The following is a 24,964-nucleotide window of genomic DNA, read 5'->3' on the forward strand; positions in this document are numbered from 1 at the left end:
AAACTTTACGGCGCTTGGATGGCCGAATTTCGGACGCCGCTTTTCCGCAGCTACCTGGTGAATGATCCTCAGGTGATTGAGCGTGTCCTGAAAACTGAGCCAGATAGTTTTCCCAAATCAAACTGGATCAGCGAAGGCCTGCGCCCTTTGTTGGGAGACAGCGTATTTTTGACGAACGGCGAGGCATGGAATAGACAGCGCCGCATCATTGATCCCGCGTTCGAAGGCGGACGGCTGCGCGAGGTGTTTCCATCGATGAAAGCAGCAAGCGCTGCAACTGTCTCCCGCATCGCACCTTTGGCTGATGGAACCGCGCGTGATATTGAGCCGATGACCAGCCATGCGGCGGCTGACGTAATTTTTCGGACCCTGTTTTCGATACCGATTGATATGCCAATCGCGCAATCGGTTTTTTCACAGTTCAGAGATTACCAACGCAGTCAGCCGCTTTTGAACTTAGCTGCGTTTGTTCGGCTCCCGAAATGGATGCCCCGTGTCTTTCGGCGCCAAACATCTGAAACGGTGAGAACCATTCGCGACTTGATTACAGAGATCACTGAGACGCGGTTGGAAGAGATATCGCAGGGACGCGCGCCCGATGATTTAGCTACAAAAATTATGACGACCCCTGATCCCGAAACGGGCAAGATTTTTAGCGCTGATGAAATGGTCGATCAGGTCGCGATCTTCTTTTTGGCGGGTCATGAAACGTCCGCCTCTGCTTTGGCGTGGACGTTTTATTTGCTGGCGCTGTACCCTGAATGGCAGGACAAGATTGCCGAGGAAGTGCCAGACGGTGAACTGGAGTTTTCTGATTTATCGAAACTGCGCGTGACGCGCGATGTGTTTCGCGAGGGGCTGCGGCTTTATCCGCCAGTTCCCATGATGGTGCGCGAGGCCACAGAAAATGTTGAACTTCGGCGCCGCGATGTGAAGCGGGGTGCGCAAATTGTGATGAGCCCTTGGCATCTACATCGCCATACTCGCCTGTGGGATGATCCAGATCAGTTTGATCCAACCCGTTTTCAAAATCCTGAGGCTAAGCAAGCCGTCAGACATGCGTACATGCCGTTCAGTAGTGGCCCACGGGTTTGCACAGGGGCGGGTCTTGCAATGCTGGAAGGGGTCTTGATGTTGGCGGATCTGGTGCGCGCGCCCCGGTTTGAGTTGGTCCAAGATCGGGTTCCGGTGCCAGTGGCGCACCTGACCGTACGTGCCAAAGACGGGATTTGGCTAAAGATTTCACCGCGTCAGGATCAAAGTGTTCCCGCGGATTGAAACTTCAGCAAAGCGCTGCAAATAGCTCATCCCCAGAAGGCTGCCTTCCATCGGTGCGCTGTTAACCGTCGCGCGCACGCCACTGTCGATAATCTCGCCAAGCTGCACAGTTTCAAGACGCACAAATGCAATGCTGACTGTGCCATTGGCCGTGTTTGCACGCCCGAAGTAATCCAAAGTCGCCGTGTCAAAACCAACACGGCGTGCGTCGTTCTGGGTTAAAACAATCTCGCTTGCACCAGTATCCACCAAGAAAGGCACGCCCACACCGTTCACCCGTAGCGTTAGATGAAAATGCCCGTCGGCCCGTCGCGGCACCTCAATTTGACCGGCGGCGTTGGTGTTTTGGGCCTGAGTAACTGTGCCGCTTATGTTTTCCCAAAGCCCGACACCGGCGATCGAACCAAGTATGATAAGGACCCAAAGCGCGGCTTGTTGCAGTGTTTTGCCCAGATTACGCCGCTGGCTCACCAAATAGCTGCCGCCGATCGCAACAATGAGCAAACCCATGTAGAGCAGTTGCGCGGTGTCGCCGCTGTCCATTAGATCAAACCGATGCCAAAGTCGCGCAATCCATCAAGGATGAATTGAACCGATAGGGCCGCAAGAAGCATCCCAAGAAGGCGTGTGACGATGTTGACGCCCGTTTTGCCCAACCCGCGCTCAATGACGCCGGCGAACAGGAACAGGCAAAACGCACAGATGATAACGCTGATCATGACCAGTGTGACTGCGACAAATCCCATCCAGTCTTGATCGCCCGTCAACAGAATGATCGTCGCGATAGAGCCGGGGCCCGCAATAAGCGGAATAGCCATAGGAAAGACAGAGGGGTCGTCTACAGGCTCTTCTTCAGCTTGATCTTCACGCCGCGATTGGCGCCGTTCAAAAAGCATGTCGAGAGCGGTGATGAACAACAACACACCGCCTGAAATGCGGAATGCGGGCATTCCAATGCCCACAAAGCCCAACAGCGCCTCTCCAAAAAGGCCGAATGCCAATAAAATACCAACCGCAATGAGACAACACCGCAGCGCAACTTGGCGGCGCTGCTGCGGGGACATTCCCGTCGTAAGGGCCACGAAAATGGGGGTAAGGCCAATCGGGTCGATGATCACGAAAAGCGTTGCGAATGCAGTTATGAGAAACGCGATATCCATTCCGGTCTCCTATTCGGGGCCTTAAACCCGTTTGCTTGCAGCCTCGAGTTTTTCTGACGCGGCGACCCAAAGCGCCTCAGCACGGTCAAGCGCCGTGCGTACTTCGGCGTATTTTTTCTGCCATACTTCAGCTTCGCCTGCTTTGCCGTCTTCGTAAAGAGTTGAGTCCGCCAGTTTCTTGGCTAGCTTGTCGCCCATGACGTTTAGCTTTTCTAGGCGCTCTTCGCATTTGCGGACCTCTGTTTTCATGGCCGTGAGCTGGTCTTTCGTGACTTTCGGCTTGGCGGGCTTGGCAGCGGCTTTATCTTTGTTTTTCAGCGGTGCGTCATTGGTCAAAAGCAGTTTGCGGTAGGCGTCAAGGTCATCGTTGTACGGCGAAACGCCGCCGTCTTTGACCAACCAAAGGCGGTCAGAAACCATTGAGAGCAGGTGCATATCGTGACTGACCAGAATGACCGCGCCTGAGTAGGCCGTTAGGGCCTCAACAAGGGCTTCGCGGCTTTCAATATCAAGGTGGTTGGTCGGCTCATCAAGGATCAGCATATGCGGCGCATCAAGGGTGGCAAGTAGTAGCGACAGGCGTGCCTTTTGCCCCCCAGAGAGTTTTGCCACAAGCGTGTCGGCCTGATCTGCGCCAAGGCCAAAGCCAGCCAGACGCGCCCGCAAACGCGCCTGTCCTTCGTCGGGACGAAGCCGTTTGATGTGATCAAGCGGGGTCTCGTCGATAAACAGTTCATCCACTTGGTGCTGTGCAAAATACCCAATGCGTAACTTGGATGACATGACCACACGGCCAGCCATCGCATCAAGGCGGCCTGATAGCAGTTTCGACAACGTCGACTTACCCTGACCATTCTTACCCAAAAGCGCGATGCGGTCGTCTTGATCAATGCGCAGGTTCAGCTTTCGAAGAACCGGCGTGCCGTCATATCCGACGTCCGCACCTTCAACATTAACGATGGGCGGGGACATTTCCTCGGGTTCGGGGAAGGTGAAAACGCGCTTGGCAGCTTCTTCGGGCGGCGTGATTGTCTCCATTTTCTCCAGCATTTTCACCCGCGATTGGGCTTGCTTAGCTTTTGATGCTTTTGCCTTGAAACGGTCCACAAAGCTTTGCAGGTGCGCGCGGCGCAGATCTTGCTTTTTCGCAGCGGCAGTTTGAATGGCGCGCTGCTCGGCGCGGGCCTTGGCGAATTGATCATAACCACCGGCCCAGAGCGTTAGTTTGCGTCCCTCAAGGTGCAGGATGTGCCCGACGGCGCGGTTCAAAAGGCCGCGATCGTGGCTGATGATGACAACGGTGTGGGGGTATTTGGCCAGATAGGTTTCGAGCCAAAGCGCGCCTTCAAGGTCCAAATAGTTTGTCGGCTCGTCTAGCAACAAAATATCGGGCTGTGCAAAGAGCACTCCAGCAAGAGCCACACGCATTCGCCAGCCGCCAGAGAACGCAGAGCAGGGCATCAATTGCTCGGCCGCATCGAAACCCAAACCCTTGAGAATAGACGATGCACGGCCTTCGGCAGACCATGCATCGATATCGGCCAAACGCATCTGAACATCGGCAATGCGGGCGGGATCTGTTGCGGTTTCAGCCTCGGCTAATAATGCGCTGCGCTCGGTGTCAGCGGCCAAAACTGTGTCAAGCAATGAGGTCTCGGAGGAGGGGACCTCTTGGGCTACGCCGCCAATCTTGGCTCGTTCCTGCACCGAAATTGACCCGCCTTCAAGGGCAAATTCGCCACGGATGATGCGGAACAATGTGGTTTTGCCGGCGCCGTTTGGCCCAACCAAACCGACCTTATGCCCTGTAGGAATGGTGGCGGATGCGCCTTCAAAAAGCGGACGGCCTTCGATGGCGAATGAGATGTCTGAAATGCGTAACATGCACGGTCCATGCCCGTTTACGTGGCCCCCGTCAACGCAGGCTTTTCATAGGCGGGAAAGGGTGCTAAGTGGCCGCCAAATCATTACCGCAACTCAAAACCTGTAAGGGGTCTATCATGGCTATCCAACGTACATTCTCAATCATCAAACCAGACGCAACACGCCGCAACTTGACTGGCGCGATCAACGCAAAATTTGAAGCTGCTGGTCTGCGCATCGTTGCACAAAAGCGCATTCACCTGACAGCTGCACAAGCAGGCGAGTTCTACAAAGTGCACGCAGAGCGTCCTTTCTACGGTGAGCTGTGTGAATTCATGGCGTCTGCGCCAATCGTTGCGCAGGTTCTGGAAGGCGAAGATGCGATTGCGAAAAACCGCGAAGTTATGGGCGCTACAAACCCAAGCGATGCGGCTGCAGGCACAATCCGCGCTGAGTTTGCTGAGTCAGTTGGCGAAAACTCTGTTCACGGTTCTGACGCTCCAGAAACTGCTGCCGAAGAAATCGCGTATTTCTTCGCTGGCCTTGAGCTTGTTGGCTAAGTCACTTGTGACTTGAATTTGAAAGGGCGTGGAGGGAAACCTTTGCGCCCTTTTTTGTTGCCCGACTGTTGAGCTTATCTGATCAGGCCCGTCCCAATGGCATCTAGTTCGCGTTCGATGCCAGTGTCGTTTTGTGTGCGGTTTGCCTTTAGGGCATCAAATTTGATCCGCAGCGCTTCTTTCTCTGCGCGTTTACAATCATTCCAAGGACGCCCTTGCAGTGCCATGACCAGAACGTAGTACCCGATGAAATGGGGTTTGTTGCCTGCTGCTAATAACATGGCGTAAGCCGCGTCCGGCCCTAGGCTCCGCAGAGTTTGGGCATCAGCGATACCTGCCGCAATAAGCTGCTCTTCAAAGGCGGGGCCGATATTTTTGATCGTTTGCAAATCAGACATACCAAAATGTTAGCCTGATTTTGTACATTGAATAAGATCCCTTGGGCCATTTTGTTCAAATGCCCGTGAAATCTTTACAGAAACGTGGAGTGGTCGGCTGAGCCGAATTAACGGCCCCAAGTTCTTACGATGCCGCAATCCATATGCACGAAGTTTGACTTGGTGTAGCGGCCAACGCCGCCGCCGCCGCAAGCCTGCGCTGCGCGGGCCATTTGGTTTACGGACCGGCCACTGACCCTAAGATCCGCTGCCTGACCCTTCATATGTAGAGACTTCTTCGCAACACCACCGGTCCGCGACCGCAGCATCGAGTTTGTTTGGGGTGTCCGGTAGCCAGAAAGCAGCAAATAGGGCTTGGGTGTATCCATCAAGTTATGGGCCGCGGCCATCACATCGATCGTGCGTGTGTCAATTTTGATTGCTTTGTCCTGACGCCAGTCGCGCATGAACCAATTAATCTCTTTTAGGCTGTCACGCAGGTATTCGCCCTCAACCCAGTAGATCATCTCAATGCTCTCACCGGTCCGTCCGGAGTAAGCTTTGAGTTTGCGAATGTCGCCAGCGCCGCGCAGAAAACCTGCGGCGTTTGAATAGGTTGGGGCGGCCGTGATCGCGCTTGCGGCAAACGCCGTCAAAAGCCCACGCCGTGTGATGCAAGTGGAAGATACCGTGCTCATCGTGCCTCGTCGTCCTGCTTTTTTGCGTAGAGCCCTCAGACAAGCTCACCGCTATTACATCTCCCCAGATGTGCGGAACTTATGGCACAAAGGGAATCAGCAACCAAGTATAGATTTGTCAGACCCACGATTTACCGAGAATTTGGGCATATTTTTGCGTATCTGGGTCTTCGTTAATCGTTACAGTAGTGCAGCGCACAGATGTGCGCGCTGAAAGCTGGCTGCTATGCCACAAATGGGTCTTAGAACGAATAGATGAGGAATTTGTGAATAGACACTCAAAGCGGCATCGTGGATCATCGATCTTGCAGGCGTGCGGCGCGTATTCGCCAAGTAGTAAACACAGTTAAATGTGTGGGGGACAAAAGACATGTTGCGTAAACAAGCTATTTCCGGACGCCAATTCAACAACCACCTGAATGCGTGCGCTGAGCGTCGTGTCAGCGCTGCAGCGGTTGATCGTGGCCTGATTGTACGGCGCAACGCGCTGGCGTTTTTTGGGTTGAGTTTTGTTGTTTTGATGTTGGCTTTTGCGTCGCCGTCTTTCGCTCAAGATGCGCAATTAAAACAAGCAATTGCCACCGCAGCAGCCAAAGATCGCGACATTGCTTCGTATTACAAAGCAACGGGCTATGAACCCTTGTGGGTTGGATCGGGCAGCAAAGATCGCGCGCGCCGCCGTGCATTGGTTGCGGCGTTTGCAGGTGCAGCAGATCATGGATTGCCATCAGCCAAATACGACGATGCCAAGCTACGGAAATTGATCGGGGCAGCGAAGGGCGCCACAGCACGCGGAAAGCTGGAAGTTGAGTTGTCTCGTCAGTTTCTGTCGTATGCACGCGATATTCAGACCGGTATTTTAACGCCGTCACGGGTGGACGAGGAAATCGTACGCAAAGTCCCGTACCGCAACCGGTTGGCCACCCTTGATGCGTTTGCAAACTCAAATCCCGTTGGCTTTATGAAAAGCCTACCGCCAAAGAACCCCGAATATACGCGCCTAATGAAAGCCAAGCTGGATATGGAACGTCAAATCGCAAAAGGCGGTTGGGGGCCGACGGTATCTAGTAAATCGCTAAAGCCCGGTCAAAGCGGTAAAGGTGTTGTTGAGCTGCGCGACCGGTTGGTGGCGATGGGCTACATGAGCCGCAGCGCGTCAGCAACATATGATGCCGATCTGCAAAAAACGGTGCAGCAATTTCAGCTTGGTAACGGGCTGCCAGCAGACGGTGTTGCCGGAGCCGTGACGCTGAAGGAAATCAACGTGCCGATGGAGCGGCGCCTGCGCAACGTGATCGTTGCAATGGAGCGCGAGCGTTGGATGAACCGTCCACGCGGAAAACGTCATATCGAGGTCAATCTGGCAGATTTTACCGCCAAAATTATGGATGGCAGTACTGTGACATTCCAAACCCGCAGTGTGGTGGGCAAGAACGTCTTGGACCAGCGCAGCCCTGAGTTTTCAGATGTGATGGAATTTATGGTTATCAATCCAAGCTGGTATGTGCCGCGCTCGATCGCCACGAAGGAGTACCTGCCGCTTTTGAAGGAAAACCGCAACGCGGTGAGCCAACTTGAAATCACTGACAGCTCCGGCCGCAAGATTAACCGCGGCGCAGTCGATTTCAGTCAGTTTGATGAACAGACCTTCCCATTTAACATGCGCCAGCCCCCGTCAAAGGGGAACGCCTTGGGGTTGGTTAAGTTTATGTTTCCCAACCGCTACAACATCTATCTTCACGACACGCCCGCCAAAAGCTTGTTCAGCCGTAATGTTCGCGCGTTCAGTCACGGGTGCATCCGTTTGAACGACCCATTTGATTTTGCCTACGCGCTTTTGGCAAAGCAAGAGAGCAACCCAAAGGCGTTCTTCCAGGCATTGCTGGCAACGGGCGAAGAAGCGACCGTGAACCTAAAACAGCCGGTGCCCGTGCATATCATGTACCGCACAGCGATCACTTCGCCTGATGGGCCACTTCAGTTCCGACGCGACGTTTACGGCCGCGATGCGCGGATTTGGCGCGCCTTGGCACGGGAAGGGGTGGCCCTGCGCAGCGTCAGCGGCTAAGTATTGCGCCAACACCCACATGCGTAAAGGGGCGTGGACATGACAACCTATACATTGGCTGAAATTGCACAGGCTTTGGGCGCTGAGGCGCTTGGGGATGAGACACTTGTCTTGCGTGGACTGTCCGAGCCTCAGGATGCAGCGCACGATCAACTTGCATTGGCGTATTCAGAAGCTGCTGCGGCAGGTTTAAGCGCTGCGGCAGAGGCTGCTTTGCTCTGGTCTGATGCGGATTGGAAGGCGCTTGGTCTGAAAGGTGCTATCTGTGTGCCGCGACCACGGTTTAGCCTTGGACCGCTTTCCAAGATGTTCGATGAAGGCCCTAAGATTGGTGCGGGTGTTCACCCTTCGGCGGTCATTGATCCGTCTGCCGTAATCGGGAAAGCCGCATCCGTCGGCCCGTTTGTTGTGATCAGTGCAGATGTGGTTATTGGCGATAACACGCAAATCGGCGCACACACCACGATTGGATACGGTACGAAAATCGGCGCACAGGCGTTGATCCACCCAGGCGTGAACATCGGGCATAACGTTACCATTGGCGATGACTTTACGTGCCAGTCTGGGACTGTAATCGGGTCGGACGGATTTAGCTTTGTAACACCAGATAAGGCCCCAACAGAGCAAATTCGCGAAACTTTGGGTGAACGCGGCGAGACAGCGGGCCAACATTGGACTCGCATCCATTCGTTGGGCAGTGTGACGATTGGCGATCAAGTCGATATTGGCGCGAACACTTGTATTGATCGCGGCACAATCCGTGACACGAAAATTGGCAATCGCACGAAAATCGATAACTTTGTGCAACTGGCACATAACGCTGCCGTGGGTGAGGACTGCTTGCTCTGCGGTGCGTCCGGCGTGGCGGGCAGCAGTACGCTTGGCGACCGCGTCGTGTTGGCGGGGCAGTCTGGCGTGGTTGATAATGTCACTGTTGGTGATGACGTTATTCTTAGCGGTAGTGGCAAGATCAGGACCAACCAACCAGCGGGCAGGGTTCTAATGGGAGACCCCGCAATTCCAATGAAGTCGGGGATTGAGCAGTACAAGGCGCTGCGCCGTCTGCCGCGTCTTGCCAAAGATGTTGCAGCCCTGAAAAAAACACCTACTTCTGATATCGACAACAGCTAAACGTCAGCGATCATACAGGACCAAAAGCCCCATGAGCATTGCATCGCAAGTCATTGATATAATAGCAGATCAAGCTATGCTTGATCCGGCTGAGATTACACTTGAAAGCAGCTTGGCCGAGTTGGGCGTAGACAGTATGGGCGTGGTTGAGTGTATTTTTGCGATCGAGGAAACCTTCGACATTTCCGTACCCTTCAATGCCAATGAGCCGTCTCAAAGCGACTTTGATATATCGACCGTTGGCTCCATCACAAAAGCGATCGAAAAGCTTGTGAACGAGGCGGCCTAATGGCCCGCGTTGTCATTACGGGGGCTGGCACAATCAATGCGCTTGGTCGCGATGTCGCTTCTACGCAAGCCGCTATGGCGGAAGGCGCCTGTGGTATTTCCCCGCTGAATATGCGTGACGTTGAGCGGCTTTCTGTCACCATTGGGGGGCAAATTCACAGCTATAACGAAGCGGATCACTTTAACCGTCAGCAGATCGCGCTTTATGACCGGTTTACGCAATTTACCCTACTTGCTACCCGCGAGGCGATTGCCCAATCCGGATTGGTCTTTACTGGCGAATTAGCGGATCAGGCGGGTGTTATTCTGGGCACTTCTGGGGGCGGGTTGACCACCCAAGACGACAATTATCGTACGGTTTATGAGGACGGCAAGAACCGTGTTCATCCGTTTATTGTGCCCAAACTGATGAACAACGCCGCAACGGCTCATGTCAGCATGGAACATAATTTGCGCGGTCCATCCTTTACGGTTGCCACAGCCTGCGCGTCATCAAATCACGCGATGGGGCAGGCATTTACCATGATCCGCAGCGGAAGCGCGATGGCTATGATCACAGGGGGGTCAGAAGCCATGCTCTGTTTTGGCGGCATCAAAGCCTGGGAAGGGCTGCGGGTTATGTCGAAAGACGGCTGTCGCCCATTTTGTGCAACCCGTAACGGTATGGTGCAGGGCGAGGGTGCTGGCGTGTTTGTGTTCGAAGAGTTTGAGCATGCCAAAGCACGTGGCGCGGACATTCTGGCGGAGGTGATTGGGTTTTCGATGAGTTCTGATGCCTCTGATATCGTTATGCCGTCTAAGGCAGGGGCCGCGCGTGCCATTGCGGGTGCCTTGCGGGATGCACAAATTGATAGATCTGAAGTTGGCTATATCAACGCCCATGGCACGGGAACAGCGGCTAATGACAAGACAGAATGCGCCGCGGTAGCCGAAGTGTTTGGACCCCATGCTGACCAATTGATGATGAGTTCAACCAAGTCGATGCATGGACATTTAATCGGCGGGACTGGGGCAGTAGAACTACTGGCCTGTTTGATGGCCCTTAGAGAAGGGATTATTGCCCCGACGATCAATTACCAAGAGACCGATCCAGAGTGCGCTTTTGATGTGGTGCCGAATGTTGCGCGCGGCGTAAAAATTGATGTGGCACTGTCGAATGCATTTGCATTTGGTGGTTTGAACGCAGTTATCGCGTTGCGGAGTGCTCCATAAAAAAGACCGCCAAGCTTGATAAGCCGAGCGACCTTTTTGTCTTTCATCAGGCCGATTTACTGGGCCGATAGTTTCTGAAGGCGCGCAAAACCGGCGGTGAAACCGGTTAGTGATACATCCAGTTCAACTTTTTGATCCGGTGCAACAGCTGGTACAATTGTTAGCTTAGCCACGTTACCGCGCTTGAAATTGGCCACATCAGCGTCTGCAAATCCGAGACGGGCCAAACAACCCACTTGGCTGCAAAAAGCAAATGGGTATTTGCGAGCAGGTCCGCCATCAACCGCCATCGTCAGCCGCTCGGTAAGCAATGTTTCAAGGGGTACAACAACATTGGCACCCGCCGCTGCAACACTTCCGGTGGGCAGGGCGAGCATGTTAATTTCAGCAACAGAATTGCCTTCTTGATCTTTCAGCAGCTGATACAGCTGGCACGGATCCGGCTGCGCTGCTCCTTCGGGGCGTTTAACACAGCGAATTTCCCACGCGCCCGCTTCTTCGAGAACATAAGTCTGGCCTGGCTGTGGTCCGCTAGGCGCTTCTTCTTCGCCCAGTTGCAACGGGATGCCTGCATCTCCATCGGTACTAACAGTTCCCGCGGGGGCGGTCTGATCCGTGTCTGATGCTGTGCTTTGCGCCCAAGCTGGTGCGGCACAAACTGCGAGAATTGCACAGAATTTTAAGAGGTTGGTCATGGCTTTTCCCGTATTTTTAAAGCTGCCAGCGACTTATCATGCCTGATTTGACGTGTCATTGCGCAAAGCGGAATTTTGCCGGCTCCGGCCCATTTATTTAATTATTTAGTATGGAATAATCTAAGGCTAATTTCGCCCCAATAGGTATGCCAAGAAAAAAGGAGCTGCTAATACTAGCAACCCCTATTTTATTTTTCCCTGTCAGACTAGCCGACTTATAAGTTGACGCTAGGAAAAGCCGACGCCTTCGTCAACATTTAATAGTGAAAAGGTTGGTGGGTTTTCTCAAAGCACAGCAATTGGGCACGATCAGTATAAAGTGCACAAAAAAGGACCGCGACTAAACAAGCGCCGCGGCCAGTCCTTCAGGGAGGAATGCACCGCTGAAAAACGACTACGACGCATAGGTTTAGTGTGACATACAATCGTTAACGCTATATTTTTGAATTAAGGCAATTTTGTTTACGAGTTAGGTGGGGTCACGAACATTGGCGCAAAAAACATTGATAGTTGGCGGCGGTGGGCCGGACTATGCACAGCAGCAGCATTTGAAGCTTGAGTATGCCAACGGTCACGGGTTGATTGCGGGAGCAACGGGAACAGGCAAAACTGTGACACTTCAGATTTTGGCAGAAGGTTTTAGCCGCGCAGGTGTCCCTGTCTTTATGTCCGATGTGAAAGGGGATTTGTCTGGCTTGGCCAAAGCCGGTGATGCCAATCACAAGTTGCATGAGGCTTTCCCTGTGTGTTTTTGGGACCTTTACGGTGAGCAAGGCCATCCTGTGCGAACGACCGTTGCTGAAATGGGCCCGCTGTTGTTGTCGCGTATTCTTGAGCTATCAGAGGCGCAGGAAGGCGTTCTTAACATCGCATTTCGCGTCGCCGATGAACAAGGACTGGCCCTGTTGGACCTCAAAGATCTTCAAGCGCTTTTGGTTTGGGTGGGGCAAAACGGCAAAGAACTTGGCCTACGATATGGTCACGTAAGCAGCCAGTCCGTTGGTGCGATCCAGCGGCGGTTGCTGGTGCTGGAAAACCAAGGTGCGGCGCATCTTTTTGGTGAATCGGCACTCGCACTCAGTGACTTGATGGCCGTTGACGTCACCCCCAATGGCCCCCGTGGGCGTGTCAACATTTTAGCTTCTGATAAGTTGATGAATGCGCCAAAGCTTTATGCGACTTTTTTGTTGTGGCTCCTCTCTGAGCTGTTTGAGGAGCTGCCCGAGGTGGGTAATCCGGAAAAGCCGAAACTCGTCTTTTTCTTTGATGAGGCGCATTTGCTTTTCGACGATGCACCCAAAGTGTTGGTCGACAAGGTCGAGCAGGTTGCCCGCTGAATACGGTCCAAAGGTGTTGGTGTGTACTTCATCACGCAAAACCCAGCAGATGTGCCAGAAGACATTCCGGGCCAGCTTGGTAACCGTGTGCAGCATGCTGTGCGTGCGTTTATGGCACGGGATAAAAAGGCCCTTAGATTGGCAGCCGAGACATACCGCGAAAATCCTGCGTTTAATATTGAACGAGCCATCATCGAAGTCGGTGTCGGAGAAGCGGTGACATCTTTTCTAGAGGACAAAGGTTTGCCGGGGGTGGCCGAGCAGATGTTGATCAGACCACCTTCCTCACAACTTGGTCCGATCTCGGTCAGCGAGCGGGCGACATGTATCGCGAACTCCGCTATTGCAGGGAAGTACGAGACGCTTATCGATCGGCAGTCAGCTTTTGAAACGCTTAGCAAGCGGGCAGAGCAGGCGGCCGATGCTGCGCTTGCCGCTGAGCAGAAAGAAGAAGAACTGCAAGTGGCAGAGCGCGAGTACCTGTCGAACAGGCGGTACAGTGGTACGAAAGTTGGCCGCTCAACAGCGCGTGCATCGCGGCGCAGCAGCACCTCACTTGGTGCTGAGATTGGCAAGGTTGTTCTGAAAGAGCTGAAAGGCACAACTGGGCGGCGTATTGTGCGCGGTATTTTGGGTGGGCTATTTCGGGGGCGTTAGATCGCCCCCTTAATTTAGTTTCTTTGCGCTCAGACGATTTTGCGCACTTTCAACTCTGCTAAACGGTTTGCTTCGCGGCTTGCTACTTCAAATCGGAAGCCGTGAAATGAGAAGACCTGTCCCTCGGCAGGGATCGTTTGCGCTTCGTGAATGACAAGGCCCGCAAGGGTTACGGCTTCGTCATCTGGCAACGACCAATCAAGTGCGCGGTTCACATCGCGGATCGTCATGGCACCATCCAGTGTGTACGTTCCATCGATGTCAGCGATAAACTCTGGCTCTTTTGCCTCGTCAAATTCGTCCGCGATTTCGCCAACGATTTCTTCCAGAATATCCTCAAGCGTGATCAACCCTTGCAGGGCACCGTATTCATCAACCACCAGCGCAAAGTGCGTATGGCGACGCAAAAACTCACGCATTTGATCATCAAGCGTCGTGGTTTCAGGCACAAAATAGGGAGCCATTGCCACATCGCCTACCTGGAACCGCGACAGACCCGCAGGATCCGCATCTGGGCCACGGACCAATTTATCAATGGCGCGCAGCAAGTCCTTTGCGTGCACAACGCCGATGATATTCTCCGGTTCATCACGGTAAACGGGTAGGCGGGTGTGGCTTGAGGCAAGACATTGCGACAATACAGTTTCGGGATCATCGTCGGCATTGATCATTTCAATGCCCGAACGGTGAAGCATGATTTCCTCTACCGTCCGGTCGCTCAGATCAAGTGCGCCAAGAATGCGGTCGCGGTCTTCTTTCTCCACAACACCTTCTGAGTGCCCAAGATTAAGCGCACCGGCAATTTCTTCGCGCACGGCCAAAATATGGTCGTCGGGATCGGTCTGAACACCAAAAACGCTAAGCACGGCACGGACCAAAACCCGTATGGTGGCCACAATTGGCGAGAACACTTTGACGACAACGGAAATGGGGCCTGAAACTGCGGCGGCGGCGGTCTCGGCATTTGTGATGGCGTATGTTTTGGGCAGCACCTCTGCAAAGATCAAAACAAGCAGCGTCATGATCAGGGTGGCAAGCGCAACACCGCTTTCGCCAAACACGCGCGTTAGCAAGGCTGTCGCGAGCGAGGTTGCTAGAATGTTGACGAGGTTGTTGCCTAGAAGGACTGAACCGATCAGCCGTTCGTTGTCTTCGGTGATGGCCAGTGCGCGCTCGGCCCCTTTGCTCCCTTTGTCAGCCTGTGCGCGCAGTTTGCCACGTGATGCTGCTGTTAGTGCAGTTTCCGAGCCTGAAAAGAAGCCCGATAGGACAAGCAAAAGTACAATTCCGCCCGACGTAACCCAAAAGGCTGTGTCCACTGGTTTTAAGTCCTTAAATAACCCCGTACTAGATATGAAGGGTGTTTGCCGTGAAAATCAAGAGCTTGGCAGGCGTTTTGCCCTTAGCTGTTGCGATCGGGAGCGGTGGACAGGGGATGATGTTCAAGCACAAGTGCTTTGAGACGCTCGTCCAAAACATGTGTGTAAATCTCTGTTGTGGCGACATCAGCATGCCCAAGAAGCACCTGAATGGACCTCAGATCAGCGCCGTTCTCAAGAAGATGCGTGGCAAAAGCATGGCGCATTGTGTGCGGTGTTACTTTTGCGGGATCAACTTCAGCTTTTATCGATAAATCCTTGATAAAAATGTAAAATCCATGGCGCGTCAGATGTCCGTCTTTGGATGACGATGGAAACAGATACTTCGAGCTTGGTACCCCATTGGCTCTGCTTGTGGTATCTTTGGTGTCCCATGCAGTAAGCCACGCCGAAAGCGCGTCACGAGCAGGAGCAGACAGGGGAACCATCCGTTCTTTACCGCCTTTGCCGCGAACCAACAGCATACGCGGATCACCGCGTGCAGCACTTACGGGAAGACTGACAAGTTCTGTCACACGCATTCCCGTAGCGTATAAAAGCTCCATCAGGCAGGCGTTTCGCAATTTGTCAGTTTCAGTCCTGCCGATCGTACGCGCCATCTGAAGCAGCTGTTCAACTTCATCCATGGATAGCGTTTTTGGCAGTGCTTTGCTGCGGCCGGGGCCTTTGATCTGGATGGCGGGGTTATCGGCTCGCAATCCTTCTTCAAACATAAATCGAAAAAGCTGTTTCATGGCCGATAATCGCCGCGCGCGGGTCGATTTTGCGAAACCTTGGGCGTCGCAATGCACTAGATAATCCTCCACGTGCTGGCGTGTGGCAGAGGCGAAGTTTTCATCGTTGTGGTTCAAATAGCCACTCACATCGGTCAGATCGCGGGCATAGGCTAGCTGTGTATTCGTGGCGGCATTCAGCTCAGCGGCTTGTGCCTCAAGAAACGCTTTGATCAGATGAGCGTCAGAATTAACCGCAGTCATGTGCGTAGCCTATCGATCAAAAGCAAGTTCAGGGCCAATTGGCGGGCAGTGCTTTCCAGACCCGTTTGGCGCAGAAGCGTGATGACCTGTGCGATGTCACGCAAATCGCCCATTGCCGCCTGTTCTGCGGTCACGATCGCGCGGACAAGTGTCTCGCCCAATTTTCCTTGGCGGAGCAACTCTGCATTTTGTGGGGGCAGGGTGTTTGTCGCAAATCCGTCTACAATAATCCTTTCAATCAAGCTGCCCGCAAGGGATGCAATTGGGGTCCCTACGGCGACCGAGTGTGCAAAAGCTAGGTCAGTGGTGGCGGTGTCTTCGGCCAAGACGCTTTCATAAAGGGGCGATAAAAACATCGTTTCAGCGCGCGTAATTTGTGCTGGACCGGTTAGCGGCAAGTCCTTTAGAGGCTCACTATACAGGTCGGCCATTGCCGTTTGCACACCAGCCTTTCGCGCCTCGACCCAAGCTGCAGGGAGTGCACGGCTGATGGCCGAAGGGTTTCTACCGGTCACCCAGATATCAAGGCGTTGCCATGTTTCGGCCAATTCCCAAACGCCCCCTGATGCGGACGGAATGTTGGCTGTCATCACATCGAGCAGTCGGTTTGATGACAAACTTCCCGCACGCGCAAGGCGGATGGCAGCGTCAATTTGTGTTTTCCAGCCATTGTCTGGTGTCAGCGCTGTGGTGGCATAAGCAAGGGGAAGCATGGTGGTAGGCAGTGGCGTTCCAATCGCACGGCGCAAGGTAAATTCCAGCGGTGTAATTACGCGCGGTGGTGCCAGATCAATACTTTCTTCCGCAAGCTCTGGATCAAGAAACTGTGCTAAAAGGGCTGCTTTATCCGCTGGAATTTCTCCCAAGGCCTCGCCTGTTCTAAGCGTCAAAGCTGCCGCGTTCCAGTCCCCTGTTCGTGACAGGCAAAAGACACGGGTTGGTAGTGCTGCACGTAGGGCTGCGTTTGCCATAAGCGCTGTGCATGCGGCATCCTCCGTACCCGTCAGCAGTGACAGATCAAACCAACGCGCAAACAGTTGTGGGGTCATCGCACCTGCCTGATCGAGAAGTGCAAGACTGGTCTCTACGTCCCCCATTGCCAACAAAGCGTCGACGCGTGCGACTAAGATATCAGCCTCTGGGTCACGTGTAACTGGCGTGTTTGCCTCCGCAATCAGCAGTCGGCGTAAAAGCTGCTGCATTGCAGGAATTGTGGGCGCGCCGATTGCTCTAAGTAAAGGCGCAAGAGTTTCAGGATCGCTCGCTGTCCAAAGGGTATGGGGCAGGCCAGTAGCACTTGGCGGGCTGAGACCAACAGCACGTGTTTTTGGCGCACCAAGTGGCTCGACGGTGACGTTTGGTATTGTGATTTTCTCGGGTAAATTAACGCCAGGGCGAAGGGTCAAACTGCGCACAGTTGCATCAAGGTCGATCGGTGGTAGCGCACTTGCTGGAGGCACTGTTTGTGGGCCGCGTAGAGTCTCGCTAAGCCAATCAATCGTAGATAGCGGCTCTTCTTGCGCCGCTGCCATACAGGCCCATAGGCAGCACGCAAAACCCGCTAGACCCACGTGCTTGGCTGGCATCACTCAACACTCAAAGTGATGGGTTTTGTGACTGAAGTTTGAGGTGCCGCGAACGCATCAGGCATCACCATCGGCCCAAGATACGCAAAGGCCACCAGCCCGATGATCGCCAAAACTGCGAGATACCCAATAAATTTAAAAAGTCGTCCTATCATAGCGTCGACCTTCCTTTTCTGCCTCGATTCCTCAGCTTAGCTACAGGTTTCCACGCTGTACTCAAGCTGATGCGGCGGTACATTGCCGTGATTTTGCCCCATAATTGAGCGAATTATTGCAGTTGTATATGGTCTTTTTGCAAAACTCACGGCATTCACGCGGGGTGAGACGGAAAACGGCGGGCGGGCGCTTATCAAATAGGTAAGCTACAAGCGCTACAAACAATGTTCGGGGTGACGTACACCATGGCGCAGAACCTTTCAAAAACGGTTGTGATGGTTGGCATGATGGGGGCTGGTAAAACGGCGATTGGTCGTGCATTGGCCCACTCTCTCGACGTGCCGTTTGTTGATAGTGATGCTGAGATTGAAGCCGCCGCCCGACGTACCATCGCAGAGATTTTCGAACGGGACGGCGAAGACTTTTTCCGCCAGCGCGAGACCGAGGTGATAGACCGTTTGCTGTCTGGCCCACCGTGTATTTTGAGTACTGGCGGTGGCGCTTTTTTGGCGCCTATCAATCGTGATCTAATTGCGAGCAAAGGCGTTTCCGTATGGCTTGACGTACCTCTTGATGTGCTTTGGGAGCGGGTCCGTCATAAAGATACTCGGCCGCTTTTACGGACTGAAAACCCACGCGCTACCCTGAATGCGCTTTTCGATGCGCGGGTAGCTCACTACCGCTGTGCTAACATTCAGGTGGAATGTGGGCAGGGAAGCATCGCTGAGACGACCACGGCCGTGCAACGCGCCTTATTTGCGTTTTTGAAGGACTAATTTCGATGACAAAAACCTCTCCCAATGGTGGCGCAACTCAGGCGACGGTTCACGTTCCGCTTGATACCAGAGCTTATGACGTGCAGATTGGCACTGGTCTAATCGCATCAGCCGGAGCGCAAATTTTACCTTTGCTGCGGCGGCCAAAAGTTGCTGTGGTCACCGATGAAAACGTGGCCTCGCTGCACTTGGATGCACTGCGCGCGGGTCTTGCTGCAGATGGTGTCGAAATGACATCACTTAAACTACCTGCAGGTGAGAGTACAAAAAGTTGGCCACATTTAAGCAAAACTGTTGAGTGGCTTTTGGACCAAAAAGTTGAACGCGGTGACGTCGTTGTTGCTTTTGGCGGCGGCGTGATTGGTGACTTGGTAGGCTTTGCCGCTGCGATTTTACGGCGCGGTGTTCGGTTTGTGCAGATCCCAACGTCACTTTTGGCGCAGGTCGACAGCTCCGTTGGTGGTAAAACAGGCATTAACGCGCCCCATGGTAAAAATCTGATTGGCGCATTTCATCAACCGAGTTTGGTACTGGCCGATGTGGACGTACTTGCAACATTACAAACCCGTGATTTTTTGGCAGGTTACGGTGAAGTTGTGAAATATGGGCTTCTGGGGAGTGCCGCGTTTTTTGAATGGCTTGAAGAAAATGCACCGGCAATGGCTGCAGGAGATGTTGATTTACGCATTGAGGCCGTTCGCCGCTCTGTTCAGATGAAAGCTGATATTGTGGTGCGGGACGAGACAGAGCAGGGGGATCGTGCTCTGCTAAACCTTGGGCACACGTTTTGCCATGCGCTTGAAACCGCGACAGATTATGCGTCTAGTCGCCTTTTGCACGGTGAAGGTGTCGCGATTGGCTGCGCGTTGGCTTTTGAGGCTTCAATGCGGTTGGGGCTGTGCGCTCAAGAAGCGCCAAGCCGTGTGCGCGCTCATTTGCGGGCAATGGGCATGAAAGTCGATCTGCGTGATATAGATGGGGAACTTCCGTCAACTGACGCTCTCATTGAACTGATGTCACAAGACAAAAAGGTCATCGATGGACAGTTACGGTTTATTATGGCGCGGGGTATCGGCGACGCGTTTGTTACGACTGACGTGCCTGTGGATGTGGTGCGGGGTGTTCTTGAGGATGCCCGATAAGTAAAGTGGTCTAATAAAGAAGGCGCCCAAATTACTGAGCGCCTTACATGAATTTTAATCTACAAACATTTGATTAGAATGGAATTTCATCATCTAGATCATTTGAGGGGCTAGGTGCACCGCCACCCATTCCGCCGCCGTATGATGGACCGCTATCGTATCCACCACCGCTGCGATCGTCGGCCATATAATCGCCGCCACCTCCGCCGCCCATGCTGCCACCGCCGTTGTTGTCACCGCGTCCGTCAAGCATTGTCAGGGTGCTTGTATAAGGACGAAGAACTACTTCTGTGGAATACTTGTCTTGGCCGCTTTGATCCTGCCATTTGCGTGTTTCAAGCTGACCCTCAAGGTATACTTTTGATCCTTTGCGCAGATATTGCTCGGCTACTTTTGCCAGCGGCTCGCTGAAGATCGCTACTGAGTGCCATTCGGTGCGTTCTTTGCGCTCACCTGTGTTGCGGTCTTTCCATGTTTCAGAAGTCGCAATCCGCAAGTTGCAGACCTTGCCGCCGTTCTGAAACGTGCGTACTTCGGGGTCGCGCCCCAAGTTGCCAATCAGAATGACCTTGTTCACTGATCCTGCCATGTCGATGTCCTTATTGATTCCTGCATTTCGCGCCACTTTAGGCTTTATCGCGGGCTTCAGAAACACCCAATTGGGTGCCCCTGTGGTTCCCATTTGGGCTGTGGGTGGTCATCATATCTAAATTAACTATATTTAATGTCAGTCGAACCGACGCGGATGGCCACAGCATCATCATGAGTTTATTGAAGGCATCTTTGTTAAGTACTTTGTTTATTGCCAGCTCTGCATTGGCAAGTACGGCGTCTGATAAAGGTTTTTCGTCTAAATCACGTGCTTCACTTTTTGCTTCGCAGACGGATGTTCTGGATGGGCGGTCATCGAAACAATACGCTAACTCAGTCAGGCTACAGCCCAAATCAGCCAGTATTCCAGCGCGGACAGCACGTGATTTGCGTTATTTCGGAACTTATGACGGTCCGTATTTGAAGCTTGCCAAGGCAGCTGCGCGCAAGCATCGGATCCCAGAGGGGCTATTTTTGCGGCTTATTCAGCAGGAATCTGCTTGGAACAGCAAGGCGCGGTCGAGCAAAGGTGCAATTGGTCTGGCTCAACTCATGCCTGCAACGGCGCGCGATTTGCGGGTTGATCCAAAGGACCCAAAACAAAACCTTGAAGGTGGTGCGCGCTATCTCGCAGAGCAGTACCGCGCGTTTCGGTCGTGGCGTCTGGCGCTTGCGGCTTACAACGCAGGGCCGGGTGCCGTGCGCAAACATGGCGGCGTGCCTCCCTTTCGTGAAACACAAAACTACGTTCGTAAAATCTACGGAAGTTAACCACGTTGGTGTATGGGCTTTGGCAATGCGCGGCCAAATTTCACAGTTAATGCCGGGCCTGTCGCGGCAGAGCGTGGCGGTTTGGGTGCAGCGCGTGTTTGAGCGCGAAAACTTGTTGGGTTTTGACCCGTTTGTTGTGGGAAAACGCGTGTGAAGTAAGCCGCGCTTTCAAAGCCCACGCGTCCTGCGGCCTCTTGTATGCTGATGTTTGTGTCAGCAAACAAACGGTGCGCTTCGTATAGTTTTGTTAGTTGCAAAAGGCGCGTTGCGGGGACACCGAATTCTGAATTGCAAACGCGAGATAGATGTGTGGCGGTCACACCAAGGGCCTTGGCATAATTACTGACCGTGTCCGATGTGCAAAATTTGTCTGCGAGCTGCGTAGTGAAACCTGCCAACAGTGTTGCGGCGGCGGTCGGCTTTACTTGGTCGTTTGGCATTTTGTTGCGCACCAACCAAACGCCAAGTAACGCTGCTTGGGCCGCTAATGCAGCTTCGTTGGCGGCGTATAAGGTTTGATCCAAGACGTACTTTGTTGGCCGCTCAACTTCATTCACAAGATTATCCCACAAGCCGTTTAGCACTGATTGTAGTTTGACGTCCGAGACGCGGACATATGCACTGAGAGTTGCCAGGTTTGCCTCAACGGCACTTGGCAGGGCCATGATTGAGCCGAATGTGGCGGCGCCAAGATCGAGAGCAATGAGGGTGTTTGCAGGCACGAATGCCATAGCCGCGCCTGAAATTAGGCGTTTACGCCCTCCGATCATGAATGACCCTGCACCTTTCGTGATCCGAATGAATTGCGGCCAAGGAACTGAGTGAGGAAGTGACAACCGCCATTGTCCGCCCTGCGTAATCTGGGCAAACGTCCGTGGCCCTACGTGAAATGCAGGTGTCATGGCGGGGTCGGGGACGGTCTGTGCGAGGGATGTCAGTGACATAAACAACCGAGAACTAAAAACTAACTACACTGCTACGATGTTCGAAAACTATATTTCTAGCAAGGCTTTTGATCCAATAATAATCAACAGTCGTTCGATTTGTGACTATCCCACCTTAACCAGTAGGGTCGAGCGGTATCCATTTCCCCATACGTGCGCGAAACCAAGTCCGCTGACGTTTTGCGTATTGCCGCGAAGCGGTAACCGCCAACGTGCGCGCTTCCTCTAAGCTTAACCCACCTTGCAAATGGCCTATTAACTCCGGTGCACCGATGGCTCTGGCGGACTGATCGGCGGGGTTCCAAGTGGCGAGATTTCGCTGTGCCTCGTCCAGTGCCCCTTGCGCAAGCATGATGTCAAAACGCCGTTCAATCCGTTCGTTGACCCAGTCTTTTGGGACATCGATCAACATTGGATGGCAGTTGGTCAGCGGAACAATCGGCGGTGGGGTGCTGTCTTGCCAGTCGCTTAGTGGGCGGCCTGTGCTTTGAGCAACTTCCCACGCTCGCGTCACGCGCATCGGGTTCGCAGGATCAATGCGGCTTCTGGTTCTATCGTCGAGTTCAGCCAAAAGCGCGTCAATCCCATCAGTTTCAAGGCGTTCATTCGCAAGCGCACGAACTGCCGGTGGTGTCGGTGGAATTTCGGCCAAGCCTTCTGTCAGCGCGCGAAAGTTTAAACCGGTGCCGCCGACAATTATCAGACGTTCATCCCCCATCAACGCCTTCACATCACGTAGCCATTTACCCACCGAATACGTGCCATTCCCCGCTACATGCCCATATAGAGCGTGCGATGTTTGTGCCTCATCCTTAACGCTGGGGCGGGCGGTTAACACACGCCAGTTTTCGAACACTTGTAGTGCATCTGCGTTAACAATGATCCCGCCTTTTTGCGCCGCAATTTCCATTGCTAAGGCGGACTTTCCAGATGCTGTTGCCCCTGCGATCAAAACAGGCAGTTCCGTTGAAAGTGTCTTGATCGTGTCAAACATGAAAATGCGCGCCTTTTGGTCATTGAACCGGCGGGCGGTTTACTCCATTTTGGCGCAAAGACAAAGTGCAAGCGATCGCGGGAGAAAGCACATGGCCGATGGAACCACGTTTAAGCGGGTTATGCTAAAAATCTCAGGCGAGGCGCTGATGGGCGACCAGGGATTTGGGCTGCATCCGCCGACGGTGGAGCGTATCGCTCGCGAGGTGCAGACCGTTCATGAGATGGGCGTCGAGATTTGCATGGTGATCGGTGGGGGCAATATTTTTCGCGGTCTACAAGGCTCTGCCCAAGGGATGGAGCGGACAACGGCCGACTATATGGGGATGCTGGCGACTGTAATGAATGCTCTTGCGATGCAATCTGCTCTTGAGGGGCACGGCATCCATACTCGGGTTATTTCGGCGATCACGATGAACGAAGTGGCGGAGCCTTACATCCGCCGCCGCGCCGTTCGCCACCTCGAGAAAAAGCGCGTTTGTATTTTTGCAGCCGGCACGGGCAACCCCTATTTCACAACAGATACGGCTGCGACTTTGCGCGCAAACGAGATGTCTTGCGAGGCGATCTTTAAGGGCACCAAAGTTGATGGCGTCTATGACAAAGATCCCGCAAAACACGATGATGCAGTGCGCTACGACAATGTCACATATGATGATGTTCTCGCCAAACGCCTGAATGTTATGGACGCCAGTGCGATTGCTTTGGCGCGCGACAACAGCCTGCCCATTATTGTCTTCAGCCTTGATGAACCCGGTGGCTTCCGCGGCATTCTGGCGGGTGAGGGGACTTATACGCGGGTCCATCAATAACGTCTCACTGGGACTAATTGCGCGCTGGATCGTGACGCGCTGCAGGCGCCTTAATCACAACACTGGATTGCAATGCCCTTCCAAGGTATAGCTTAGAAAACAAACCGTTAATAAACGAGCAAACACATGTCCGACGATTTTCTTCTTGATACTGATGACCTTGAGCGCCGGATGGACGGTGCAATCGCAAATTTGCGGGTTGAATTTGCATCTTTGCGCACGGGCCGTGCCTCTGGCTCAATGCTTGAGCCGGTCATGGTAGACGCCTACGGCTCCATGACGCCGATTAACCAAGTGGGAACGGTCAATGTGCCCGAGCCGCGCATGGTTACGATTAACGTTTGGGACAAAGGCCTTGTAGGTAAAGTCGAAAAGGCGATCCGTGAAAGTGGCCTTGGGATCAACCCTCAGCTGAACGGCACGATCATCATGCTGCCGATCCCCGAGCTGAACGAAGAGCGACGCCGCGAGCTTACCAAAGTTGCGGGCTCTTACGCCGAGAACGCCCGTGTCAGTGTACGCAACATTCGACGTGACGGTATGGACCAAATCAAAAAGGCCAAGAACGACGGCATGTCTGAAGATGATCAAAAGCTTTGGGAATCCGAGGTGCAGGAAATGACCGATAAGTTTATCAAGGCGGTCGATGAAGCGCTTGAAGTAAAACAAGCAGAGATCATGCAAGTTTAGTATTATCAATGGGTTGCGCTACGTAGCGAATATCTGAGGAGATTTCAGGGATGTCTGAAAACGCACAACAAGGGCCCAAGCACGTTGCCGTCATTATGGACGGTAACGGTAGATGGGCGACCATGCGTGGTCGTCCGCGGCTTTTTGGTCATCATGCAGGCGCAAAACGGGTCAAGGAAATTGTGCGGGCATGTCCAGATGTTGGCGTGAAATACCTTACCATTTTTGCGTTCTCCACGGAGAATTGGAAGCGTACGCAGACTGAAGTTTCGGGGCTGATGAAGCTTTTTCGGCGCTATATTTTGCGCGAAGCGAATGATTTGTTAGCAGAAGGTGTCCGTGTTCGCTTTATCGGTGATCGAGCACGTCTTGACACAAAACTTGTAAAGATGATGGATCAGCTTGAGCTGTTAACAAGCGCCAACAGCAAAGTGCACCTCACGATTGCGTTGAACTATGGTGGTCGCGATGAGGTTGCACGCGCGACGAAGCGGCTGGCTGCAGATGTGCAGGCTGGTGCTTTGCTGCCCGGTGATGTGGATGAAGAAACGCTGCCGCGCTACCTTGATACACGTTTCTTGCCGGACCCTGATCTTGTGATCCGCACAAGTGGTGAAGCCCGCATTTCTAATTTTCTGTTGTGGCAGTCCGCATACTCGGAATACGAATTTATCGATACCTTGTGGCCGGACTTCACCAAAAATATCTTTGCGGATGTGGTGGCCTCGTATGGTGGCCGGTCTCGCCGATTTGGCGGTGTTTCGGAACCAAATAAGGCATCAACACCCCTGACCAAAGCCCTAACCGAGACCTAGCCTGCAAT

The 24,964-nt window shown here is 53.4% G+C and carries 25 protein-coding genes and 1 pseudogene; 13 read left to right on the top strand and 13 right to left on the bottom strand.

What is annotated here, in order from left to right:
- Positions 1 to 18: 18 nt before the first annotated feature.
- Positions 19 to 1,278 (top strand): cytochrome P450, encoded by a 1,260-nt coding sequence (locus tag ACTF5M_RS03165; protein WP_438959638.1) that lies wholly within the window; start codon positions 19 to 21, stop codon positions 1,276 to 1,278.
- On the opposite strand, the gene ACTF5M_RS03170 is transcribed toward ACTF5M_RS03165, so the two are convergent.
- The 3 genes from ACTF5M_RS03170 to ACTF5M_RS03180 are packed head-to-tail and all read right to left on the bottom strand — an operon-like array spanning position 1,243 to position 4,322.
- Complete coding sequence (locus tag ACTF5M_RS03170) at positions 1,243 to 1,821, bottom strand: retropepsin-like aspartic protease family protein (RefSeq protein WP_438959639.1); 579 nt, start codon at positions 1,819 to 1,821, stop codon at positions 1,243 to 1,245. The two genes, ACTF5M_RS03165 and ACTF5M_RS03170, sit on opposite strands and share 36 nt — an antisense overlap.
- Positions 1,821 to 2,438, bottom strand: coding sequence for a MarC family protein (locus ACTF5M_RS03175; RefSeq protein WP_048597624.1), 618 nt, complete (start codon positions 2,436 to 2,438; stop codon positions 1,821 to 1,823). Before ACTF5M_RS03175 ends, ACTF5M_RS03170 begins: the two co-directional genes overlap by 1 nt.
- A 21-nt stretch (positions 2,439 to 2,459) precedes the next feature.
- The gene (locus ACTF5M_RS03180; RefSeq protein WP_438959640.1) at positions 2,460 to 4,322 is read right to left on the bottom strand and encodes an ABC-F family ATP-binding cassette domain-containing protein; all 1,863 of its coding nucleotides are present in this window, start codon (positions 4,320 to 4,322) and stop codon (positions 2,460 to 2,462) included.
- A 116-nt stretch (positions 4,323 to 4,438) separates the two neighbouring features.
- On the opposite strand from ACTF5M_RS03180, the gene ndk reads away from it, so the two are divergent.
- Positions 4,439 to 4,861 (top strand): nucleoside-diphosphate kinase, encoded by a 423-nt coding sequence (gene ndk / locus ACTF5M_RS03185; RefSeq protein WP_438959641.1) that lies wholly within the window; start codon positions 4,439 to 4,441, stop codon positions 4,859 to 4,861.
- 74 nt (positions 4,862 to 4,935) lie between these two features.
- Here the strand turns inward: ndk and ACTF5M_RS03190 are convergent, their stop codons facing one another.
- Positions 4,936 to 5,259 (bottom strand): TfoX/Sxy family DNA transformation protein, encoded by a 324-nt coding sequence (locus ACTF5M_RS03190; protein ID WP_438959642.1) that lies wholly within the window; start codon positions 5,257 to 5,259, stop codon positions 4,936 to 4,938.
- A gap of 107 nt (positions 5,260 to 5,366) precedes the next feature.
- Positions 5,367 to 5,936, bottom strand: a complete 570-nt coding sequence (locus tag ACTF5M_RS03195; protein ID WP_438959643.1) for a YcbK family protein — start codon at positions 5,934 to 5,936, stop codon at positions 5,367 to 5,369.
- Between the two features lie 370 nt (positions 5,937 to 6,306).
- Here ACTF5M_RS03195 and ACTF5M_RS03200 point away from each other — a divergent pair, with 370 nt between their 5' ends.
- From ACTF5M_RS03200 to ACTF5M_RS03215, 4 genes are read left to right on the top strand one after another with little or no spacing between them, the layout of a single operon-like run.
- On the top strand, positions 6,307 to 8,004 hold the full coding sequence (locus tag ACTF5M_RS03200; RefSeq protein WP_438959644.1) for a L,D-transpeptidase family protein: 1,698 nt from the start codon (positions 6,307 to 6,309) through the stop codon (positions 8,002 to 8,004).
- 39 nt (positions 8,005 to 8,043) lie between these two features.
- Complete coding sequence (gene lpxD / locus ACTF5M_RS03205) at positions 8,044 to 9,135, top strand: UDP-3-O-(3-hydroxymyristoyl)glucosamine N-acyltransferase (protein WP_438959645.1); 1,092 nt, start codon at positions 8,044 to 8,046, stop codon at positions 9,133 to 9,135.
- Between the two features lie 31 nt (positions 9,136 to 9,166).
- Positions 9,167 to 9,424, top strand: a complete 258-nt coding sequence (locus ACTF5M_RS03210) for an acyl carrier protein (protein WP_438959646.1) — start codon at positions 9,167 to 9,169, stop codon at positions 9,422 to 9,424.
- On the top strand, positions 9,424 to 10,635 hold the full coding sequence (locus ACTF5M_RS03215; RefSeq protein WP_438959647.1) for a beta-ketoacyl-[acyl-carrier-protein] synthase family protein: 1,212 nt from the start codon (positions 9,424 to 9,426) through the stop codon (positions 10,633 to 10,635). The genes ACTF5M_RS03210 and ACTF5M_RS03215 overlap by 1 nt, the downstream gene beginning before the upstream one ends.
- 56 nt (positions 10,636 to 10,691) lie before the next feature.
- On the opposite strand, the gene ACTF5M_RS03220 is transcribed toward ACTF5M_RS03215, so the two are convergent.
- Complete coding sequence (locus ACTF5M_RS03220) at positions 10,692 to 11,330, bottom strand: invasion associated locus B family protein (protein WP_438959648.1); 639 nt, start codon at positions 11,328 to 11,330, stop codon at positions 10,692 to 10,694.
- Between the two features lie 473 nt (positions 11,331 to 11,803).
- Between ACTF5M_RS03220 and ACTF5M_RS03225 the strand changes: the two are divergent.
- Positions 11,804 to 13,324, top strand: a pseudogene (locus tag ACTF5M_RS03225) (helicase HerA-like domain-containing protein).
- A 29-nt stretch (positions 13,325 to 13,353) separates the two neighbouring features.
- Here ACTF5M_RS03225 and ACTF5M_RS03230 read toward each other — a convergent pair.
- The 4 genes from ACTF5M_RS03230 to ACTF5M_RS03245 form a co-directional block, all read right to left on the bottom strand.
- Positions 13,354 to 14,643, bottom strand: a complete 1,290-nt coding sequence (locus ACTF5M_RS03230; RefSeq protein WP_438959649.1) for an HlyC/CorC family transporter — start codon at positions 14,641 to 14,643, stop codon at positions 13,354 to 13,356.
- An 83-nt stretch (positions 14,644 to 14,726) separates the two neighbouring features.
- Complete coding sequence (locus ACTF5M_RS03235; protein ID WP_438959650.1) at positions 14,727 to 15,680, bottom strand: site-specific tyrosine recombinase XerD; 954 nt, start codon at positions 15,678 to 15,680, stop codon at positions 14,727 to 14,729.
- Positions 15,677 to 17,212 carry a hypothetical protein gene (locus tag ACTF5M_RS03240; RefSeq protein ID WP_438959651.1) on the bottom strand — a complete coding sequence of 512 codons (1,536 nt, stop codon included), beginning with the start codon at positions 17,210 to 17,212 and terminating at the stop codon, positions 15,677 to 15,679. Before ACTF5M_RS03240 ends, ACTF5M_RS03235 begins: the two co-directional genes overlap by 4 nt.
- A gap of 53 nt (positions 17,213 to 17,265) precedes the next feature.
- Positions 17,266 to 17,421 carry a hypothetical protein gene (locus tag ACTF5M_RS03245; protein WP_438959652.1) on the bottom strand — a complete coding sequence of 52 codons (156 nt, stop codon included), beginning with the start codon at positions 17,419 to 17,421 and terminating at the stop codon, positions 17,266 to 17,268.
- 246 nt (positions 17,422 to 17,667) lie between these two features.
- Here ACTF5M_RS03245 and ACTF5M_RS03250 point away from each other — a divergent pair, with 246 nt between their 5' ends.
- Together ACTF5M_RS03250 and aroB are read left to right on the top strand one after the other, a co-directional pair.
- Positions 17,668 to 18,198, top strand: a complete 531-nt coding sequence (locus ACTF5M_RS03250) for a shikimate kinase (RefSeq protein ID WP_438959653.1) — start codon at positions 17,668 to 17,670, stop codon at positions 18,196 to 18,198.
- 5 nt (positions 18,199 to 18,203) lie between these two features.
- A complete protein-coding gene (gene aroB / locus ACTF5M_RS03255) occupies positions 18,204 to 19,340 on the top strand; it encodes a 3-dehydroquinate synthase (protein ID WP_438959654.1) in 1,137 nt (378 codons plus the stop codon).
- 73 nt (positions 19,341 to 19,413) lie between these two features.
- Here the strand turns inward: aroB and ssb are convergent, their stop codons facing one another.
- Positions 19,414 to 19,929 carry a single-stranded DNA-binding protein gene (gene ssb / locus ACTF5M_RS03260; RefSeq protein ID WP_438959655.1) on the bottom strand — a complete coding sequence of 172 codons (516 nt, stop codon included), beginning with the start codon at positions 19,927 to 19,929 and terminating at the stop codon, positions 19,414 to 19,416.
- Positions 19,930 to 20,102: 173 nt separating this feature from the next.
- On the opposite strand from ssb, the gene ACTF5M_RS03265 reads away from it, so the two are divergent.
- A complete protein-coding gene (locus ACTF5M_RS03265; protein WP_438959656.1) occupies positions 20,103 to 20,702 on the top strand; it encodes a lytic transglycosylase domain-containing protein in 600 nt (199 codons plus the stop codon).
- On the opposite strand, the gene ACTF5M_RS03270 is transcribed toward ACTF5M_RS03265, so the two are convergent.
- The gene (locus tag ACTF5M_RS03270; RefSeq protein ID WP_438959657.1) at positions 20,699 to 21,646 is read right to left on the bottom strand and encodes an AraC family transcriptional regulator; all 948 of its coding nucleotides are present in this window, start codon (positions 21,644 to 21,646) and stop codon (positions 20,699 to 20,701) included. The genes ACTF5M_RS03265 and ACTF5M_RS03270 overlap by 4 nt on opposite strands.
- A gap of 115 nt (positions 21,647 to 21,761) precedes the next feature.
- Positions 21,762 to 22,640 (bottom strand): tRNA (adenosine(37)-N6)-dimethylallyltransferase MiaA, encoded by an 879-nt coding sequence (gene miaA, locus ACTF5M_RS03275; protein WP_438959658.1) that lies wholly within the window; start codon positions 22,638 to 22,640, stop codon positions 21,762 to 21,764.
- Between the two features lie 91 nt (positions 22,641 to 22,731).
- Here miaA and pyrH point away from each other — a divergent pair, with 91 nt between their 5' ends.
- The 3 genes from pyrH (at position 22,732) to uppS (ending at position 24,956) form a co-directional block, all read left to right on the top strand.
- Entirely contained in the window at positions 22,732 to 23,451 is a 720-nt protein-coding gene (gene pyrH / locus ACTF5M_RS03280; protein WP_048597724.1) for a UMP kinase, read from the top strand.
- A 126-nt stretch (positions 23,452 to 23,577) separates the two neighbouring features.
- Positions 23,578 to 24,141: a ribosome recycling factor gene (frr, locus tag ACTF5M_RS03285; RefSeq protein ID WP_438959659.1), complete on the top strand. Its 564-nt coding sequence runs from the start codon at positions 23,578 to 23,580 to the stop codon at positions 24,139 to 24,141.
- Between the two features lie 50 nt (positions 24,142 to 24,191).
- The gene (uppS, locus tag ACTF5M_RS03290) at positions 24,192 to 24,956 is read left to right on the top strand and encodes a polyprenyl diphosphate synthase (protein ID WP_438959660.1); all 765 of its coding nucleotides are present in this window, start codon (positions 24,192 to 24,194) and stop codon (positions 24,954 to 24,956) included.
- The last annotated feature ends 8 nt before the right edge of the window (positions 24,957 to 24,964 follow it).

Origin of the sequence: Nereida sp., from assembly GCF_965655635.1 — a bacterium.
Lineage (GTDB): Bacteria > Pseudomonadota > Alphaproteobacteria > Rhodobacterales > Rhodobacteraceae > Nereida.

What these genes read in the sequence shown, in the direction of transcription:
- ssb (WP_438959655.1), bottom strand. Translation starts at nt 19,929, where the DNA reads ATGGCAGGATCAGTGAACAAGGTCATTCTGATTGGCAACTTGGGGCGC.
- uppS (WP_438959660.1), top strand. Translation starts at nt 24,192, where the DNA reads ATGTCTGAAAACGCACAACAAGGGCCCAAGCACGTTGCCGTCATTATG.
- ACTF5M_RS03235 (WP_438959650.1), bottom strand. Translation starts at nt 15,680, where the DNA reads ATGACTGCGGTTAATTCTGACGCTCATCTGATCAAAGCGTTTCTTGAG.
- ACTF5M_RS03190 (WP_438959642.1), bottom strand. Translation starts at nt 5,259, where the DNA reads ATGTCTGATTTGCAAACGATCAAAAATATCGGCCCCGCCTTTGAAGAG.
- aroB (WP_438959654.1), top strand. Translation starts at nt 18,204, where the DNA reads ATGACAAAAACCTCTCCCAATGGTGGCGCAACTCAGGCGACGGTTCAC.
- ACTF5M_RS03195 (WP_438959643.1), bottom strand. Translation starts at nt 5,936, where the DNA reads ATGAGCACGGTATCTTCCACTTGCATCACACGGCGTGGGCTTTTGACG.
- ACTF5M_RS03170 (WP_438959639.1), bottom strand. Translation starts at nt 1,821, where the DNA reads ATGGACAGCGGCGACACCGCGCAACTGCTCTACATGGGTTTGCTCATT.
- ACTF5M_RS03210 (WP_438959646.1), top strand. Translation starts at nt 9,167, where the DNA reads ATGAGCATTGCATCGCAAGTCATTGATATAATAGCAGATCAAGCTATG.
- lpxD (WP_438959645.1), top strand. Translation starts at nt 8,044, where the DNA reads ATGACAACCTATACATTGGCTGAAATTGCACAGGCTTTGGGCGCTGAG.
- ACTF5M_RS03200 (WP_438959644.1), top strand. Translation starts at nt 6,307, where the DNA reads ATGTTGCGTAAACAAGCTATTTCCGGACGCCAATTCAACAACCACCTG.
- ACTF5M_RS03180 (WP_438959640.1), bottom strand. Translation starts at nt 4,322, where the DNA reads ATGTTACGCATTTCAGACATCTCATTCGCCATCGAAGGCCGTCCGCTT.
- ACTF5M_RS03240 (WP_438959651.1), bottom strand. Translation starts at nt 17,212, where the DNA reads ATGGCAGCGGCGCAAGAAGAGCCGCTATCTACGATTGATTGGCTTAGC.
- ACTF5M_RS03270 (WP_438959657.1), bottom strand. Translation starts at nt 21,646, where the DNA reads ATGTCACTGACATCCCTCGCACAGACCGTCCCCGACCCCGCCATGACA.
- ACTF5M_RS03165 (WP_438959638.1), top strand. Translation starts at nt 19, where the DNA reads ATGGCCGAATTTCGGACGCCGCTTTTCCGCAGCTACCTGGTGAATGAT.
- ACTF5M_RS03215 (WP_438959647.1), top strand. Translation starts at nt 9,424, where the DNA reads ATGGCCCGCGTTGTCATTACGGGGGCTGGCACAATCAATGCGCTTGGT.
- frr (WP_438959659.1), top strand. Translation starts at nt 23,578, where the DNA reads ATGTCCGACGATTTTCTTCTTGATACTGATGACCTTGAGCGCCGGATG.
- ACTF5M_RS03220 (WP_438959648.1), bottom strand. Translation starts at nt 11,330, where the DNA reads ATGACCAACCTCTTAAAATTCTGTGCAATTCTCGCAGTTTGTGCCGCA.
- ACTF5M_RS03175 (WP_048597624.1), bottom strand. Translation starts at nt 2,438, where the DNA reads ATGGATATCGCGTTTCTCATAACTGCATTCGCAACGCTTTTCGTGATC.
- ACTF5M_RS03245 (WP_438959652.1), bottom strand. Translation starts at nt 17,421, where the DNA reads ATGATAGGACGACTTTTTAAATTTATTGGGTATCTCGCAGTTTTGGCG.
- ACTF5M_RS03265 (WP_438959656.1), top strand. Translation starts at nt 20,103, where the DNA reads ATGAGTTTATTGAAGGCATCTTTGTTAAGTACTTTGTTTATTGCCAGC.
- pyrH (WP_048597724.1), top strand. Translation starts at nt 22,732, where the DNA reads ATGGCCGATGGAACCACGTTTAAGCGGGTTATGCTAAAAATCTCAGGC.
- miaA (WP_438959658.1), bottom strand. Translation starts at nt 22,640, where the DNA reads ATGTTTGACACGATCAAGACACTTTCAACGGAACTGCCTGTTTTGATC.
- ndk (WP_438959641.1), top strand. Translation starts at nt 4,439, where the DNA reads ATGGCTATCCAACGTACATTCTCAATCATCAAACCAGACGCAACACGC.
- ACTF5M_RS03250 (WP_438959653.1), top strand. Translation starts at nt 17,668, where the DNA reads ATGGCGCAGAACCTTTCAAAAACGGTTGTGATGGTTGGCATGATGGGG.